Source organism: Streptomyces sp. NPDC025638 (assembly GCF_055558775.1).
Genome location: NZ_JBVHLX010000015.1, coordinates 18,231 through 34,067, shown reverse-complemented (window position 1 = coordinate 34,067; position 15,837 = coordinate 18,231). Strand labels below are relative to the sequence as shown.

Genomic DNA, 15,837 nt, shown 5'->3' with positions numbered 1-15,837 from the left:
TGCCGGCCGCTGCCATTGCGCTCGGAGACGGCCTGCAGCAACTGGCGCAGGGAAGCCCGGCGAGCGCGGCGGACGCGGGCGGACAACCTGCGCCGCTTCATGGCAGGCGTCTATACCGGCTGGGCTCCCCTGTTCGCCTGGGCGGCGGCAACGATCCGCCGGCAGGTAGTACTCGTCTACTCCCTGGCCGTCCCGATCTTTCTCGAAGACGTCGGCCGGCTGCTCTCCTTCGACTAGGAGTTCGTCCTGGTCAGCGCCTCAGGCGGCGATGCGCAGTTGACCGAAAGGAACTGTGGGAAAAGTGAGACGGAAAAAGATTCTGGCGGTGGTGACAAATCAGGCCACCTACGGGGCGAGCAAGCATCTGACCGCCTGTGGCTTGGTGAACTCGTCCATTTCTACGACAAGGCGGTGGCAGACGGCCACACCGTGGATGTGGTCAGCCCGGCCGGCGGCGAAGTGCCACTCGATCCTCGAAGCCTCGGCCGCTTGTTCGCCGACCGGACGGTTCGCAATTATCGAGCCGACCCGGCCTTCATGACCTCCCTGAAGTCCACTGCTTCCGTGGCCGACGCAGATCCGGACGACTACTCCACGATCTTCTTCACGGGTGGGCACGGCACTATGTGGGACTTTCCCGACAATGCCGACCTGCGGGGAACAGCCGAGGCCATCCACGCCGGGGGCGGCATCGTCTCCTCGGTCTGCCATGGCGCCTGCGCCCTTATCAACCTCCGTGATGCCGACGGGAATCCGCTCGTACGGAACCGCACCGTCACCGGCTTCGCGACGGTCGAGGAAAAACTGGCCGGCGTGAAGAGCAGGGTGCCGTTCCTGCTGGAGGACGAATTGCGCGCGAAGGGAGCCAAATACGTGCGCTCCACCGTCCCGATGACGCCGCACGCCGTGCGCGACGGCCGCCTGATCACGGGCCAGAACCCGGTGTCCACCAAGGCCGTCAGCCACTTGATTGTCGCCGCCTTGACCGAGACCGAGTAACAAGTACGGAGTCCTGCGGCGCCCCGCCCGATCAACCCGGCCCGGCAGCACGCCCGTCCTCAACCAAATCGAACTGCACCCGTACTCCCCTCAGGCCGAGAGCATGCCGGCTGCCCCCGAACTGACATCGCAGTACGCCGCCCAAGTGGCCAACGACCCCGAACGCAATGACAAGGAGCAGAAACGCATCATGGACGACACGCTGCTGGAACGGCTCGGCGCCGGCAAGTACCTGCTCGTCACCAGCTACCGCAAGAACGGCACCCCGGTCACCACCCCGGTGTGGGTGGTGCGCGACGGTGACACGCTGGGCGTGCGGACCCCCGCCGACTCCTGGAAGGTCAAGCGGATCCGGGCACGTGGCGACATCCTCGTCGGCCCCTGCGACCTGCGCGGCAACCCGACGGGTGACCAGATCCCGGCCACCGCCGAGATCGCCGACAAGGCAACCGGCGCCCGCTACCGCTCACTCATCGCCCGCAAGTACGGCATCCTCGGCCGCCTCATGATTCTCGACAGCCGGCTGCGCCGGGGAGCGGACGGGACGCTGGGCATCCGCGTGCGGCTCACCCCGTAACGGGTGACGCAGCGTCAACTCCAGGCCTGCAGGGCTCGCCGAGGAGCTGGAAGACCGGCTCACTGTGGACGGGTCCCTGACGGCGATCCGCGGTGGGGGTGAGAGAGCCATGCCGGGCGTCGAAGGTAGGCGCTGAGAGCGAGATCGACGCCGCGTAGCTGCTGGAGGAGTGGGTCCAAGCGCGCTTGTGCATCGTGTGCATCCGGGGCTCCGAGGAGTTGCAAGGCGATGTCCAAGGCAGCCCCAGCGGCCAGGGATTCCATGGGCGGCGCGGTGTAGGGCTTGGAGGTCTTCTTCTTGCCCGGAGTGTTGAGCAGGGGCTGGGCTTGCGCAGCACGAGTGGCCGGCGTACTCCCGGGCCATGGGCCAGGACCGGAAGATCATGGCGACTATGGCTCGTACGTCGGCAAAGCAATGCGCGACGGGGACCGGCGCACCAGCGCTCATCGCAGACTTGGGACCGCCTACAGCGAGCAGGTCCATGATCTGTCGTTGGACTTGCAAGAGCACCGTCATGTCCTGGACACAGAGTCCAAGACGAACCTGGCCTGAACCTGCTCGTGAGCCTCGCCCGCCTGTGACACAGGTGTCCCTGTGGGCTCCGCCGGCGCTCCCGCAGTTGGATCGTTGCCCGCCGGCGTCGGCCGGCTGCCGCCAGGGGCCGGGCTGACTCCACCCGGCGTCAGGCGGACCGGCTGTTCGTCCGCAGCCACTCCGTGACCGTCGTGAGGTCGGTGTCCGTGATGCCGTAGGAGTGTTCGACGCGGTGCAGGAGCGCAGGTCTGTGGTGGTGGGCGGCGACCCAGGCGCGGTCGGCCTCGGTGATCTCGTCGTCGAGCCAGACGAACGGGCGGTCGGCCGCCCAGGCGACCAGGGGCCGGGTCTTCCAGTGCAGCAGGGGCGGTGGCTCGACCTCGTCCGGCCACTCCACGACCGGCAGCGGGGGCAGGCCGAGCCAGGGCGAGACGACGTCGTTCGCGTCGTCCATCCATGTGGTGGCCCACACCAGTTCACAGCCCAGCGCCGCCAGCCGCGGGCCGAGGGCGGGATCGATCCGGGACAGCAGCGGGTGGTCGGCGACGGCCCGCGCAGGGACGCCTGCCGCCTCGTACAGCGGATACGGGTGGTCCGTCGCTCCGAACGGGATCAGCGGGCCGTCGACGTCGAGGAAGAGAAGCATCACCAGTCAGGATCAGCCATCGAATCCGTTCGCGCCGGGCCGGCGGCGAACGCGGTGGCGTCAGTCATGAGGGGGACGGTAGCGTCCTCGCCATGACTGCCGGGTCGGCCAAGGGCCGCGAGCGAGTTGGGTACCCGGCCTCCGAGTGAGGCCGGGGTGGGCCAGGAGCCCGCCGCTTCTTCCTCCGCACACACGGACAACATCCGCAGAGGAAGAAGAAAGAAGAAAGAGTGCCCAACGACTTCAACCAGCAAATAATCGACGAGTTCCGCGCCCGCCACGGCCGTGTCGGCGGCCATTTCGAAGGCGCCCGCCTGCTCCTGCTGACCACCACCGGCTCCCGTACCGGCACCCCGCACACCACCCCGGTCGGCTACCTCCCCGACGGCGGCGACCGGGTCCTGGTCATCGCCTCGGCGGGCGGCTCCCCCCGGCACCCGGACTGGTTCCACAACCTCCGCGCCCATCCCCGGGTGACCGTCGAGAGCGGTGTGTTCACCTACGAGGCGCGGGCCGTCGTGCTCGACGGCGAGGAGCGCGACCGTGCTTTCGCGCGGGCGGTCGAGGCCGACCCTGGCTGGGCCGCGTACCAGGAGAAGACGGACCGGGTGATTCCCGTCGTGGCGCTGTACACCATCGCCGAGGGCGGTCCGGGGAACATCTCCGCCGGGTCACCGGGCGAGGCGATCCGGCTCGTCCACGACGCCTTCCGGCATGAACTCGCCCTGATCCGCAAGGAGATGGCGGACGGCAACGGGTCCACGCTCGGCGCGCAGCTCCGCGTCAACTGCCTGACCCTCTGCCAGGGCCTGTACAACCACCACACCGGCGAGGACATCGTCCTCTTCCCGCGCCTCGCCGACCTGCACCCGCAGCTCGCCCCGACCCTGGAACGCCTGCGCACGGAGCACGAGCGCATCGCCGACCTCGTCGAGCGGCTGCGCGAGGCGGTGTCCGGCGCGGGCACCGATCCGGCAGCCGCCCGCGCCGAGGTGGAGCGGCTGACGAACGAGCTGGAGGCCCACCTCGCTTACGAGGAGGAGCAGTTGGTCCCGCTCCTCGACGCCGTCTGATCCGCGGGCGGCCGCTGTGGTCCCGGATGGGCTAGAAGGGCAGCGGCCGCCCGTGCACCACGTCCAGGCGTGACACCGCCCGGGTCAGCACCATGTACAGGCGGTGCAGCCCCCGTTCCTCGGCCTCCGCCACGGCGGCCGGTTCCACGGCCACGACATGGTCGTACTCCAGGCCCTTGGCCAGGGACGCGGGCACCACCGCGACCCGGGCGCCCAGTTCGTCGGGGTCCGCGGCCCCGATGCCGGCGGCCGTGAGCGCCTCCCGCACCTCGGCGGCCTCCGCGTCCGCCGCGACGACCCCGACGGAACCCTCCCGGGTGAGCGCGTCCCGTACGGCGGCGACGGTCTCGGCGAGGACGTCGTCGGCGTGCCGGATGCGCAGTTCCCCGTCGCGCCGCATCGAGCGGGCCGCCGGTACGTCGACGTCCAGCCGTCCGAGCAGCCGGTTGGCGAGCTCCACGACCGCCGCGGGCACCCGGAAGCCCGTCGTCAACGGGACCACGGCCGCGTCCGGCTTGCCCAGGTGCCGCAGCAGTACGTCCCACCGGCGCGCGGACCACGCGGTGGTGCCCTGTGCCAGGTCGCCGAGCACGGTCAGCGAGCCGAAGGAGGCCCTCCGCGCGATGGCCCGGCACTCCATCGGCGACAGGTCCTGCGCCTCGTCGACGACGATGTGGCCGTATCCCTCGGGGTGTTCGATCAGCCCGGCGACCTCGTCGAGCAGGACCAGGTCGGCGGCCGACCAGCGCGCGGACTTGTACGAGCGCGGCGGCCGCGCCCAGCGCAGTGCCGCCTGCTCGTCGGCGTCCAGCAGCCCGTCGGCGGCCGCCGCCAGCGCACCCGGATCCATGAGGAGTCCGGCCACGACCTCCTCGGGGCGGACCTTCGGCCACACGGCGTCGAGGTACGCGCTCAGCGCCCGCGCCCGTTCGATCCGCCGCACCCAGGCACCCGGCTGCGGCCCGGCCCGTCGTTCGGCCCGCGCCTGGATGGAGCGCACCACCCGCGCCCGCACCCGCTCGCGCCCGACGGCGTACGGCGGCTCCTCGGCCCTCACCCCCGCCACGATCTCCGCCAGCCGGTGGGCCGGGAGGCGCCAGGTGTACGTGTCGTCCGCCACGGCGAGGGACTCGCCTCCGTCGGGCGACACGCGCGCATACAGCGACCGGCGCAGCACCTCGGCCATGCGCGCGTCGTGCTTGACGGCCGCGGCCCGCTCGGAGTCGGTGCCGGTCACCGGGTGGCGGGCGATCTCGTCGTGGAGGGTGGACTGTCGTACGCCCGTCTCGCCGAGGGAGGGCAGCACCTCGGCGATGTAGGAGAGGAAGGTCCGGTTCGGGCCGAGGATCAGCAGTCCGCCGCGCCGGATGCGCTGCGGGTGGGTGTACAGCAGATACGCGGCACGGTGCAGGCCCACGGCGGTCTTGCCGGTGCCCGGGGCGCCCTGCACGCACACGGACCCGGAGATGTCGCCGCGTACGAGGTCGTCCTGCTCGGGCTGGATGGTCGCGGCGATGTCCCGCATGGGCCCGACGCGGGGCCGCTCGATCTCACGGGCGAGGAAGTCGCCGGTCCCCGACTCGCCCTTGCCCAGGTGCTCGTCCTCCATCCCGGTGAGGTCGGCGGAGTCGCCGCGGCTGCCCGGCGCCCAGCCGAACCGGCGCCGTACGGCCACGCCCTGTGGGTCGCGGGCGCTCGCCTGGTAGAAGGCGCGGGAGACCGGGGCACGCCAGTCGACGACGAGGGGCGGGGCGGCCGGATGCTCGGAGATCCGCAGCCGGCCGACGTGATAGTGCTGCCCACCGTGCTCGCCGCCGCCCGCGCCGAAGTCCAGCCGCCCGAAGAACAGCGGTCCTTCGGGAAGTTCGGTGAGCGCCCTGGCCCGGCTGCGCAGCTGGTACCCGAGGACTTCGGCGTCGGCACCGGAGGCGGAGACGTCCTCGCCGGTGACGACCTGTTCGGCCGCGCCGTCGACCATGGCGGCGAGGGCGGTGCGGCAGGTGTCGTGGTAGTCGCGTTCGTCGCGGAGGGAGTCGCGGAGGGGGTCGTGCCGGGAGTCGTCGGGGGCGGGGTGGGGTGACGTCATGCGACCCACCGTACGCGAAATTATGTAACCGAGTTAAATTCTTTACCGTGTCTCGATCAGGGCCTCCAGCCGCCCGAACGCCCGCTCGGCCGCCGCCACCGCGTCCTCCCGGATCCGCTCCACCCCTTCCCCGGCCACCACCCGCCGCCAGTTCTCCTGCGCGAGGATCCGCTGCACGGCGATGATCTGCGCGGCGGCGAGCCGCGCGTCCAGCCCCCCGCCGAGCGCCTCGGCCAGCGCGTCCTCCGATCGCTCCAGGTACCCGTACAGCCGCGCGACCAGCGCCGGAGTCCCGTACAGAAGGGAGTGGAAGGCGAGCACGCCGGGGTCGTCGTTGAGCCCGGTGATCGGATCGCACCGGTCGAGCCCGTCGAGAAAGTGCCGCCGCAGCGCGTCGACCGGCCGCGCCTGCCCGGTCACCACCCGCGCCGCCTCTCCCTCGTGGTCGGCGATCTGCTGCAGGACGAGGTCCTCCTTGGCCGGGAAGTACCGGAAGAGGGTGGGCTTGGAGATCCCGGCCGCGGCGGCGACCTCCGCGACCGACACCGCGTCGAACCCCTTCTCCATGAAGAGCCGCACGGCGACCGCGGACACCTCCTGGTACATCCGCATCTTCTTGCGCTCGCGCAGGCCCATCTCCTCACCCATGCGCCGAGCCTACGCACCGCCGCGCCCAGGGTCGGACCGTCGAGCCAGAGCGGTCAGCGTCGGTCCCGGTGGTGCCGGACGAGCGCGGCCGTGATCTCCGAGCGGCTCGGCACCTCCTCCAGCCCGAGCGGCTCGGCCGCGGCGATCAGGACCCGCTGGAGTTTGCCGGCGGCTGCGTGCAGCGCGAACCAGCTGGCCTCACCCCGTTCGGACAGCGAGAGCGACACCCGGATGACGTCCGTGAAGACGGACTGCGCCCGTTTGAAGCCGAGGATCCGCCCCAGGTCCTGTTCCCGTCCGTAGGAACTGCCCGGCCGGACCCCCTCCACGGCCCGGCACCACTCATGTGTCATACGGAGTTCCTGGTCCGCCGGGTAGCGCATGAGGTGAAGATGGGTCGCCAGGTCGTAGAGGGGATCGCCCAGCATCGCCAGTTCCCAGTCGATCGTCCACAGCAGGCCCTGCGGGTCGACGATGAAGTTCTCGCGGTGCAGATCCGCGTGCAGCAGACAGAAGGGCCGCTCCTCCAGTCCCGCGACATGCTTCCTGAGGCGAGTGAACGCATCCTCGCCGACGCCGAGGGCATGGAACAGCGGTCCGAACTCCGCGGCGTTCCTCGCGTAGACGTGCTCCTCGATGAAGACGACGAGACGCTCCAGGAATCCGTCGCTGTCCCCGTCCTCGGCACGGTCCTCGGGAGCGCAGCGGCGCTCCACGGAGCCCAGTTCGGCCGGCGTGATCCGCACCATCTCCCGGAACAGGCCGACGATTTGGCCGAAGAACGCTTCGGGCACCCGCCGGGACAGCCGGTGCGATGCGCCGAGGGTCCGGCCCTCGATGAACCGCTGCAGCCCCACGCCCTCCATGTCGACGATCTCGGGCACGCGCGCGATGCGCCCCGCCAGGGCGCACAGCAGTTCCTCCTCCGACACGAAGCAGCGCCGGTCGAACCACAGGATGTGCGCCCGCGGCTCCCGGCACTTGACGACCCGCGTCCCGTCCGGCAGCGGAAAGACGTACGTCTCGTGGTGGTAGCCCTCCAGCGGGCCGATCACCACGGTCGCGTCGCCACTCAACTCGTCGGCCCGCAGCCGAACGTCGGAGACCGTTCTCGGAGTCATTCTCTGGGTTCAGGCCATTTCCGCTGGAACCAGTGGGGTAAGGGTGGAGGCACGTTACTCCACGGGACTCGAGCAGTGGCGGAGAACCGCTCATTCGGCGGGAAGGATCGAGCCCGCGGGCGAACCCCGGGGCGCGCGTCATGGCGCAGGCGTGAGGCTATCGCCGGAGCGCGTCCAGTACGGGCTGGAGCGACCCGATGACATGCTCCGCTCCGGCATCCACCAGGAGCTTCGCCTTGCGCTCGTTGCGCGCGTAGCCCAGGAAGGAAACCCCGGCCTCCTGGGCGGCGGTGAGGTCCGAGGGGGAGTCGCCGATCATCAGGGCCGCGGCGGGGTCGGCGCCCGTGGCCCTCAGCGCGCGGTTGAGGGAGTGCGGGTGCGGCTTGAGTCGGTGCAGCTCCGCGGTCCGGCCGTAGATGTGCGGGGCGAAGCAGCCGAGCAGGTCACGGCTCCCGAGGTAGGTGCGGACGGTGCGCGGGGAGTTGTTGGTCGCCACGGCCAGCCGGGTGCCCACGGCCGACCAGGTACGGATCAACGGGTCCGCATAGGGGGTGGGCATCGCGGACGGGACGGCGCGCAGTTCCTCCTGGGTGAGACGTTCCTCCAGCTCGATCACCAGGTCGCTGCGCGGATGCAGCCGGTCCACGGCGCGCAGGACCACATGGGGGTCCGGGGCCGCCCGTTCGTCGTCCGTGAGCAGCCGACGCATACCGCGTCCTTCGAGCCACTCCACCAGTTCGCGGGCCACGCGGTGCGCCGAGTGACCGGCGAACAGCCGGCAGATCGGCCCGTCGAAGTCCCACAGGACCACCCGTGCGCGCGACACGAGCTCCCGAAGCCCCGCCGTCTCGGTCTCCGCCTCGGTCTCCGTTCCCGCCACCATCGGTGCAGTCTGCTGCGTATCAGAAGTCACTAGGAGAGTGTCAGGTCCGTCGAGATGGTTTCCCAGAGGGCGTCGAACCACTTCTGGGATTGCTCCACGAACGCCTCGTCCCGCGCGCCTCTGCGCTTCTCGAAGGAGAAGAGCAGGGACTTGGAGCCCAGCACGTCGTACATGTCGAGGGTTCCGCCGTCCGTCGACTCCGCGCGGCGGGTGACCATGTAGTACGCGAAGAGCGCCTCCGCGCCGTTGAGCAGGTAGAGCTTCGCCGGCGGGGTGAACGGCAGCGCGCGGAAGGTGACATGCACGTCGATGTCGTGCGTGGAGCGCAGGGCCTGGAGGTTGTACTGGAGGACCTGGCCCTGGGCGTTGCGCATCGCCAGCCAGCGCTGGTGGACGGGGTCGTCGTCGCCGCGGCCCTCGACGGGCACCGGAAAGGCCAGATTGATGTCCCGGGACGGGAGCAGGATGCGGACGTCGATCGTCTCCGGGCGGATGCGGCCCTCGTGGATCTGACGCAGGGGTTCGCCGAGTGCCGGGATCAGGCTCTCGGCCGTGAGGCAGACCGCGTCGACCCGGACCTGCGATGTCGAGAAGGCCTCCGCCAGACGGGGTCCGAGGCCGACCATCGTGGGCTGGGGCTCGTCCAGGGCGGGTGCCGGCTCCGCGATCCGCGGCGGGCTGCCCTTGCTGACGTTGCTGAGGAGGCCGTCCGCCTGGAGCGACCGCAGGGCCTGGCGTACGGCGCCGCGCTCCACGCCGAACTCCTCGGCGAGCTCGGCCTGGGTGGGCAGGCGGTCCCCCGCCTTGAGCTCGCCGACGCGGATGCGCTCCCGCAGGGTGTCGGCGATCTCCTCGGGAGTGAGCCTTCTGCTGCCGTTCACTGCCACGCTCTCCTGAGTCACGACCAAACGTTACAACTCTGATCCATCTAAGGGGAGTTGTCCGAAAGTTGTTTATGAGTAGCTACCAAGTGGGGACAACTTAGTCAGAGTTGGTTGCCAACTTGGTTGAGTTGGCGGAAGTTTTGCTTCCCTTGTCTCCGCACACCGGCAGCCCGAAGGGGGAATCATCGTGCCTGCCCTCGCTCTCATCTCCGCCGTCTTCGTCGTCGGCTTCGAGCAGCTCGTCCAGTGGAAGTACGGCGCCACCGGCATTGTCGGCCTGCTGCTGTTCAGCATCGGCATCAAGGCCAAGAGCCCCGCCGTCAGCTCCGCCGGGGCCGTGCTCCTCGCGATCCTGCTCGCGGGGCCCGCCCTATGACGTCAGCACGAGTTCCGTGCTGATCGTCTCCCACAGTGCGTTGAACCACAGGTGGGACTGCTCCACGAACGTCGTGTCCCGCGGACCGGCACCCTGTTCGAAGGCGAACAGCATCGACCGGGTGCCCTCCGCGTCGTACATCTCCAGGTGCTCGTGCTCGATCTCCCGTTCGCGCCGGGTCAGCGTGTAGTACGCGAACAGCGCCTCCGTGCCGTTGAGCAGATACAGCTTCACCGGCGGCGTGAACGGCAGCGCGCGGAAGGAGACGTGCACATCCATGCCGTGCGTGGCGCGCAGTGCCAGCAGGTTGTGCTTCAGTACCTGGCCCTGGGCGTTGCGCTGGGCCAGCCAGCGCCGGTGCAGCAGGCCCGCGACCGAGGCGTCGTCCACCGGCGCCGGGAAGGCGAGGTCGATGGAGCGGCTCGGCAGCAGGACCCGGACGTCGACCTTGGCCGGTTTCAGTCGCCCGGCGTGGATCTGGCGCAGCGGTTCGCCGATCGCCAGCGTGAGCGAGACGGAGGTCAGGCACAGGGCGTCGATCTCGACGTGCGGTGCGGCGAAGGCGGCGGCCGTCCGGGAGGCCAGGGCCACCATGGTGGGCTGCGGAGGCGCCCCGGGGCCGGCCGTGAGCGGGGGCAGGCCCGGATCCGGGGCCACCGTGGCCGGGCTGCCCTTCGTCACGTCGGTGAGCAGGTGCTCCGACTGCAGGATGCGCAGCGCCAGGCGTACGGCGCCACGCTCCACGCCGAACTCGTCGGCCAGCTTGGCCTGCGTGGGCATGCGCTGACCCGGCTGCAGCAGGCCGGACCTGATCCGGGTGCGCAACTCGTCGGCCACCTCGCGATGTGACTTCTGTGGCCGCTGTGACCTCTTCCGCCCATTGACGGAGGCGTGTTCCGGGTCCACGCACAAACCCTACAACTTCCCGCCATCTTTCGGCAGTTCACGCGAAGGTGGTTATGAGTCGCGTCCAAGCGGAGATAAGTACAGTTGAGTTGGTCACCAACTTAAGCAACATGGTCAAACTTCCCGGTGGTTGGCCAACCGGGCTCCCTTCCGGAGGGGAGCCGGGAGCCCGGAAGGCGGAACCGGCCGGTGACGAACCACAGCGGCACCACAGGCACAGCCACAACTGAACGCACAGCCACAACTCAACACCGACAACCGAACACCGAAAACTTCACATCGACAGCACAGCCACAACTCAACAGCTCGCTACGGATGAGACGAGTTCAGCACCACCACCGGGAGGAAGGGGCGTCAGAAGAGGTCCGGGCACCACGGTCGCCTGGACGTGTGCAGCAGGGCGTCGGCCAGCCGGGCGGCGCCCTCTCGTACTTCCCGGACCCGGCCCAGCGCCAGCAGCCGCGCCGCCGATTCGTCGCCGAGCCACAGCGAGGCCAAGTCGGCGACGTCCAGCACCAGTTCGGGCTCCTGGGTGGCCGGCGCGCAGGACGCGCCCGTGGGCGACGCCGTCAGCCGGTAGCGGCCGCCGGCCAGGCCCTGCCGGTCCACGACCTCCAGCACCAGCGTGCCCGTCGCCTCGTACGTCCGCGCCTCCAGGGCCCGTACGACGTCCAGGATCCGTACCCACAGCCAGTCGCCCTGCGTGGTGACCTCGGCCGCGCGCGGGTCGGGCAGGAAGAAGGGGAGCAGGTCGTCGGGGGCCCGCCAGCCGCTCTTGACCCGGGTGATCCAGTCGATCGAGCAGAGGTAGCGCCACAGGGCGCGCTCGGCCGCCGGGGTCGTCGCGAGCAGCCAGTTCACCTCGGCCGTGTTCTTCGGCAGCTTGCCGACCCAGTTGTCGTCCGACTTGTACGACACCAGGCCCTCGACCTCGCCGGACGGTGAGCGGTAGGCGGCGTAGAAGGGCTCGGTCCACTCGCCCCCGAAGCGCACGGCGCCCGTCTGCACCCGCCACCACAGCTCGCCGCGGCTGACGGCACCGGGCTGGGTGCGGCGTATGCGCTCATGCAGTTCCGGACCGGTCTTGCGCACCTCCTCGCCGTCGACGAGGTCGATACGGCCGCCGTCCTCCGGGCCCGACCAGCGGGGGTCCAGACCGGCGCGGGACACGTCCACGGTCCACTCGGTCGTCCAGGTGGCGGGGCCGAAGCCGTAGCGGCCGTAGATCTGGTACTCGGCGGCGATGAGGGTGGCGACCACGTCCCCGCGGTCCTTCGCGGCGGCGAGGTCCCGGCTCATCATGCGGGTGAGCAGGCCCCGGCGGCGGTGGGTGGGGCTGACGGTGACGTTGGAGATGGCGTCGGCGGGGACCGCCGTACCGCCCACGGCCGTGAGTTCCTGGGCGAAGGAACGGAACGTCGCGACACACCGGTCGCCGTCGAAGGCGCCGAGGAGGCGGCCGGGGACGAACTGGTGCCGGCGGGCCTCCAGTTGCTCCTGCGTCAGGGTCGGCTCCCGCAGGAACCCGGTGTTCAGCGCGCGGTGCCAGTCGGCGAAATCGGCTTCGGTGACGGAACGGACGTCGATGTCTGCGGCGGGGCGGCTCATGGGGTCACGGTAGGTGTACGGCGGCCGGGGTGTCGCGGTGATTTCGACCGCCCACCCACCGGTCCGCACCACCGCCGCGCCCCCTCACATCAGCAGGTCGTCCACCTGCGCCTCCCCGTCCCGGTACCGCCGTGCGATCTCCGCGCTGCAGTCGTCGGTCGTGCGCTGGAGGTGCTGGCGGCGGCGGGAGACCTGCTGCTCGTAGCGGACGAGGCGGCCCATCGCGGCGTTCAGTTCCAGGTCGGTGCGGGCCTGCAGATCGGAGAGCTCGACCTCGGCGAGCATCTCGGCGGCCAGCTGCCGGTACTCCTCGTTGTGCGGCGTGCCCAGGGTCACATGGCGGGCCGAGGAGCGGTGGCGGGCCGGGGCGTCGGTGAGGATCTCCGGGAGCCGGGCCACCACGGAGGCGTCCTCGGGGGCCACCAGCGAGGCCGCCCCGCGGCGGGACAGTTCCGCGCGCAGGATGTCGATACGCCCCTGCAACAGCCGCCGCACATAGCTGAGATCCGCCTCGTCGCGCTGGGCGTCCCGGCGCAGGGTGCGCACTTCCGGCAGGCTCAGCAGGGTCAGGCCGTGCGACTGGGGGTATCCCGCGCTCGACGGACTCGGGGAGGACTCCGCGGGCAGCGGCGTGCTGTCGCTGCGCTGCGCGGGCGGCCGGTGCGTGTCCGGGTCGCCCGCGTGGGCGGCCGCGACCGCCCCGGGCGGCTGCCCGGTGCTCGGTGTGCTCATCTGCCTCAACCGTCCCCTCGACCGGCGTACGGAAGCATCGTGCCACCCCGAGTGGCCGCTATGTGACCGAGTGCCCCCGAACGGCCCCAGATGTGGGGTTAAGGATCAAAAATCGACCCCCCGTGAACGCGGATGCGGCACCCGGCATGATGGTCGGCATGCGTGCAGTGGTGCAGAGGGTGGACGGCGCGAGCGTCGTCGTGGACGGCGAGACGGTCGGGGCGATCGAGGGCGAGGGGCTGTGCGTCCTGGTCGGGGTGACCCACGAGGACACCAAGGAGAAGGCGGCCCAGCTCGCCCGCAAGCTCTGGTCGATCCGCATGCTGCACGACGAGAAGTCGTGCAGCGACATCAACGCGCCGTTGCTCGTGATCAGCCAGTTCACCCTGTACGGAGACGCCCGCAAGGGCCGCCGCCCCACCTGGAACGCGGCCGCCCCCGGCGATGTCGCCGAACCGCTCGTCGACGAGGTGGTCGCGCAGCTGCGCTCGCTGGGCGCGACGGTGGCGACGGGCCGGTTCGGCGCGCGGATGCGGGTCTCGCTGACGAACGACGGCCCGTTCACGGTCCTGATCGAGGTCTAGCCCGGTCCGGAACTCATGGCTACGGCTCGACGACCGTCTCCTGGGCGGCCGCCGTGTCCCCCGCCACCAGCGGGGCGTCCACCGGTACGTTCCGCTTGACCAGGGCCAGGGCGATCGGGCCCAGCTCGTGGTGGCGTACGGACGTGGTGATGAAGCCGATCTTGCGGCCGTCGGGACCCTCGTCCGCGCGCCGCAGCTCGGTGCCGTGCACCGGCAGATGGACGTCGCTGCCGTCCAGATGGAGGAAGACCAGCCGGCGCGGGGGCTTGCCCAGGTTCTGGACGCGGGCGACCGTCTCCTGGCCGCGGTAGCAGCCCTTCTGCAGATGGACCGCGACGCCGATCCAGCCCAGCTCGTGCGGGATCGTGCGATGGTCGGTCTCGAAGCCGACACGCGGGCGGTGGTGCTCCACGCGCAACGCCTCGTAGGCGAGGATCCCGGCCGCCGGGCCCGCCTTCTCTGCGTACGACTCCAGGTCCGCGCGGGGCAGGAAGAGGTCACGGCCGTACGCCGTCTCGCGTACGACCACACCCTCGGGGACCTCGGCGATCGAACCGGCCGGCAGATGGACGAGCGCGAAGTCGTCGGTCCGGTCGGCCACTTCGACCCGGTAGAAGAACTTCATCGACTCCAGGTACGCGATCAGCTCGTCCTGGGTGCCGGGCTCCACATGGGCCCAGACCGTCGTGCCGTCGTCCACCAGGTACAGCGCGTGCTCGATGTGGCCGTGCGCCGACAGGATCAGCGCCTCGGTGGCCTCGCCCACGGGAAGCTCGCTGACGTGCTGGGTGAGCAGGAGGTGCAGCCAGCTCAGCCGGTCCTCGCCGGTGACGGTGACGACACCGCGGTGGGAGAGGTCGACGAAGCCGGTGCCGTCGGCGAGGGCACGCTGCTCACGGAACAGGTCGCCGTAGTGGGCGGCGACGCCTTCGTCCACGCCCTCGGCGGGGACGGCGCCGGGCAGGGACAGCAGGGGGCTCTTCATATCCGTAAGCCTACGACTTGGTAATTGAACGCTTGAGCGTGCAGTCCTTGCAGCGACCGAAGATCGCGAAGTGCTTCATGTCCGTGTCGAAGCCGAAGGTCTCACGGAGCTTGGCCCTGAAGTCGGCCGCCACGTCGACATCGGCCTCGATGACGTTCTGGCAGTCCCGGCAGACCAGGTGGATGTGGTGGTGGCGGTCCGCGAGGTGATAGGTCGGGGCGCCGTGGCCGAGGTGCGCGTGCGAGACGAGACCGAGCTCCTCCAGCAGCTCCAGCGTGCGGTACACCGTGGAAATGTTGACCCCCGACGCCGTCTTCCTCACTTCCACGAGGATGTCGTCGGGGGTCGCGTGCTCAAGGGTGTCCACGGCTTCGAGCACGAGTTGCCGCTGCGGCGTCAGCCGGTAGCCGCGCTGCCTGAGGTCGCTCTTCCAGTCGGTGCTCACCACACCAGAGAGTCTAGGACTACTTGAAGAAAGCGATCCCGTCGTCCGGCATGTCGTCGGGCAGGGCCTTGGCCCAGCGCTCGACGTCCTCCGGGGTGACGACCTTCTTCAGGTGAGCGGACATGTAGGGGCGCAGCTCGACCTCGGGGGTCTGCTTCTCGCCGACCCACATGAGGTCGCTCTTGACGTAGCCGTACAGGCGCTGGCCGCCGCTGTAGGGCCGCGCCTCCGCGGTGCGTGCCACCGTGTCCGTGACCAGGTCGATCTGCGGCTTCTTGACGGCCATCTCGCCGTACCAGATCTCGATGACGCCGTCGTCGCGGGTCATCGTGACCTCGACCTTGCGGTCGGCGTCGATCCGCCAGAAGCCGTACTCGGACTCCAGCGGGCGGACCTTGTTCCCGTCGTTGTCCAGCACCCAGGTGTGGGAGTGGTACTCCAGGAAGTCCCGCCCGTCGTGGGTGAAGGTGACCTCCTGCCCGAAGTTGCACTTCTCCGAGCCCGGGAAGTCGTGCACGCCCGCGCCGGCCCAGTTGCCCAGGAGGAAGGCGAGCGGGACCAGGTCCCTGTGGAGGTCGGACGGAATCTCGATCATGAGCGGCGGTTCCTAGCCAGTTTCCGGACGGGGGTCAGCGCTGGCCCTGGTACAGCTTCTTCACGGTCAGCCCGGCGAAGGCGAGAACGCCGACACAGACCAGGACCAACAGGGTTTCGAAGAAGATCTCCACGGGGTGCTCCTTGAGCGAGGGT

Annotated in this window: 18 protein-coding genes; 6 read left to right on the top strand and 12 right to left on the bottom strand. The window is 70.1% G+C overall.

Annotated elements, in window-relative coordinates:
- Positions 1 to 99: 99 nt before the first annotated feature.
- The 3 genes from ACZ4EG_RS33635 to ACZ4EG_RS33625 all read left to right on the top strand — a co-directional run bounded on the left by ACZ4EG_RS33635 (position 100) and on the right by ACZ4EG_RS33625 (position 1,576).
- Entirely contained in the window at positions 100 to 237 is a 138-nt protein-coding gene (locus ACZ4EG_RS33635) for a hypothetical protein (RefSeq protein WP_467793322.1), read from the top strand.
- Between the two features lie 39 nt (positions 238 to 276).
- A complete protein-coding gene (locus ACZ4EG_RS33630) occupies positions 277 to 999 on the top strand; it encodes a type 1 glutamine amidotransferase domain-containing protein (protein ID WP_467793321.1) in 723 nt (240 codons plus the stop codon).
- Positions 1,000 to 1,189: 190 nt separating this feature from the next.
- Positions 1,190 to 1,576, top strand: coding sequence for a PPOX class F420-dependent oxidoreductase (locus ACZ4EG_RS33625; protein WP_330310172.1), 387 nt, complete (start codon positions 1,190 to 1,192; stop codon positions 1,574 to 1,576).
- 682 nt (positions 1,577 to 2,258) lie between these two features.
- On the opposite strand, the gene ACZ4EG_RS33620 is transcribed toward ACZ4EG_RS33625, so the two are convergent.
- The gene (locus ACZ4EG_RS33620) at positions 2,259 to 2,756 is read right to left on the bottom strand and encodes an HAD domain-containing protein (RefSeq protein ID WP_453554630.1); all 498 of its coding nucleotides are present in this window, start codon (positions 2,754 to 2,756) and stop codon (positions 2,259 to 2,261) included.
- Positions 2,757 to 2,986: 230 nt separating this feature from the next.
- On the opposite strand from ACZ4EG_RS33620, the gene ACZ4EG_RS33615 reads away from it, so the two are divergent.
- Entirely contained in the window at positions 2,987 to 3,829 is an 843-nt protein-coding gene (locus ACZ4EG_RS33615) for a nitroreductase/quinone reductase family protein (RefSeq protein WP_467793320.1), read from the top strand.
- 31 nt (positions 3,830 to 3,860) lie between these two features.
- Here ACZ4EG_RS33615 and ACZ4EG_RS33610 read toward each other — a convergent pair whose 3' ends face one another.
- From ACZ4EG_RS33610 to ACZ4EG_RS33590, 5 genes are all read right to left on the bottom strand, one after another.
- A complete protein-coding gene (locus tag ACZ4EG_RS33610) occupies positions 3,861 to 5,915 on the bottom strand; it encodes a HelD family protein (RefSeq protein WP_467793319.1) in 2,055 nt (684 codons plus the stop codon).
- Positions 5,916 to 5,957: 42 nt separating this feature from the next.
- Entirely contained in the window at positions 5,958 to 6,563 is a 606-nt protein-coding gene (locus tag ACZ4EG_RS33605) for a TetR/AcrR family transcriptional regulator (protein WP_453554624.1), read from the bottom strand.
- A gap of 53 nt (positions 6,564 to 6,616) precedes the next feature.
- On the bottom strand, positions 6,617 to 7,684 hold the full coding sequence (locus ACZ4EG_RS33600) for a phosphotransferase (RefSeq protein ID WP_467793318.1): 1,068 nt from the start codon (positions 7,682 to 7,684) through the stop codon (positions 6,617 to 6,619).
- Positions 7,685 to 7,841: 157 nt separating this feature from the next.
- Complete coding sequence (locus tag ACZ4EG_RS33595) at positions 7,842 to 8,567, bottom strand: HAD family hydrolase (RefSeq protein WP_453554620.1); 726 nt, start codon at positions 8,565 to 8,567, stop codon at positions 7,842 to 7,844.
- A gap of 29 nt (positions 8,568 to 8,596) precedes the next feature.
- On the bottom strand, positions 8,597 to 9,475 hold the full coding sequence (locus ACZ4EG_RS33590) for a FadR/GntR family transcriptional regulator (RefSeq protein ID WP_453554618.1): 879 nt from the start codon (positions 9,473 to 9,475) through the stop codon (positions 8,597 to 8,599).
- 163 nt (positions 9,476 to 9,638) lie between these two features.
- Between ACZ4EG_RS33590 and ACZ4EG_RS33585 the strand changes: the two genes are divergently transcribed.
- Positions 9,639 to 9,827, top strand: a complete 189-nt coding sequence (locus ACZ4EG_RS33585; RefSeq protein ID WP_363300733.1) for a hypothetical protein — start codon at positions 9,639 to 9,641, stop codon at positions 9,825 to 9,827.
- On the opposite strand, the gene ACZ4EG_RS33580 is transcribed toward ACZ4EG_RS33585, so the two are convergent.
- The 3 genes from ACZ4EG_RS33580 to ACZ4EG_RS33570 all read right to left on the bottom strand — a co-directional run bounded on the left by ACZ4EG_RS33580 (position 9,822) and on the right by ACZ4EG_RS33570 (position 13,073).
- Positions 9,822 to 10,739 carry a winged helix-turn-helix domain-containing protein gene (locus ACZ4EG_RS33580; protein WP_467793317.1) on the bottom strand — a complete coding sequence of 306 codons (918 nt, stop codon included), beginning with the start codon at positions 10,737 to 10,739 and terminating at the stop codon, positions 9,822 to 9,824. The genes ACZ4EG_RS33585 and ACZ4EG_RS33580 overlap by 6 nt on opposite strands.
- Positions 10,740 to 11,087: 348 nt before the next feature.
- The gene (locus tag ACZ4EG_RS33575) at positions 11,088 to 12,341 is read right to left on the bottom strand and encodes a GNAT family N-acetyltransferase (protein ID WP_467793316.1); all 1,254 of its coding nucleotides are present in this window, start codon (positions 12,339 to 12,341) and stop codon (positions 11,088 to 11,090) included.
- An 84-nt stretch (positions 12,342 to 12,425) separates the two neighbouring features.
- Positions 12,426 to 13,073 carry an RsiG family protein gene (locus ACZ4EG_RS33570; RefSeq protein WP_467793315.1) on the bottom strand — a complete coding sequence of 216 codons (648 nt, stop codon included), beginning with the start codon at positions 13,071 to 13,073 and terminating at the stop codon, positions 12,426 to 12,428.
- Positions 13,074 to 13,231: 158 nt separating this feature from the next.
- Here ACZ4EG_RS33570 and dtd point away from each other — a divergent pair, with 158 nt between their 5' ends.
- Positions 13,232 to 13,657: a D-aminoacyl-tRNA deacylase gene (gene dtd / locus ACZ4EG_RS33565; RefSeq protein ID WP_453554610.1), complete on the top strand. Its 426-nt coding sequence runs from the start codon at positions 13,232 to 13,234 to the stop codon at positions 13,655 to 13,657.
- A gap of 19 nt (positions 13,658 to 13,676) precedes the next feature.
- Here the strand turns inward: dtd and ygfZ are convergent, their stop codons facing one another.
- Genes ygfZ through ACZ4EG_RS33550 form a run of 3 tightly spaced genes read right to left on the bottom strand, consistent with a single transcriptional unit; the run spans position 13,677 to position 15,682 of the window.
- On the bottom strand, positions 13,677 to 14,642 hold the full coding sequence (ygfZ, locus tag ACZ4EG_RS33560) for a CAF17-like 4Fe-4S cluster assembly/insertion protein YgfZ (RefSeq protein WP_467793314.1): 966 nt from the start codon (positions 14,640 to 14,642) through the stop codon (positions 13,677 to 13,679).
- Between the two features lie 10 nt (positions 14,643 to 14,652).
- Positions 14,653 to 15,090, bottom strand: a complete 438-nt coding sequence (locus tag ACZ4EG_RS33555) for a Fur family transcriptional regulator (RefSeq protein ID WP_363300740.1) — start codon at positions 15,088 to 15,090, stop codon at positions 14,653 to 14,655.
- 16 nt (positions 15,091 to 15,106) lie between these two features.
- On the bottom strand, positions 15,107 to 15,682 hold the full coding sequence (locus tag ACZ4EG_RS33550) for a heme-binding beta-barrel domain-containing protein (RefSeq protein ID WP_467793313.1): 576 nt from the start codon (positions 15,680 to 15,682) through the stop codon (positions 15,107 to 15,109).
- Positions 15,683 to 15,837: the final 155 nt, after the last annotated feature.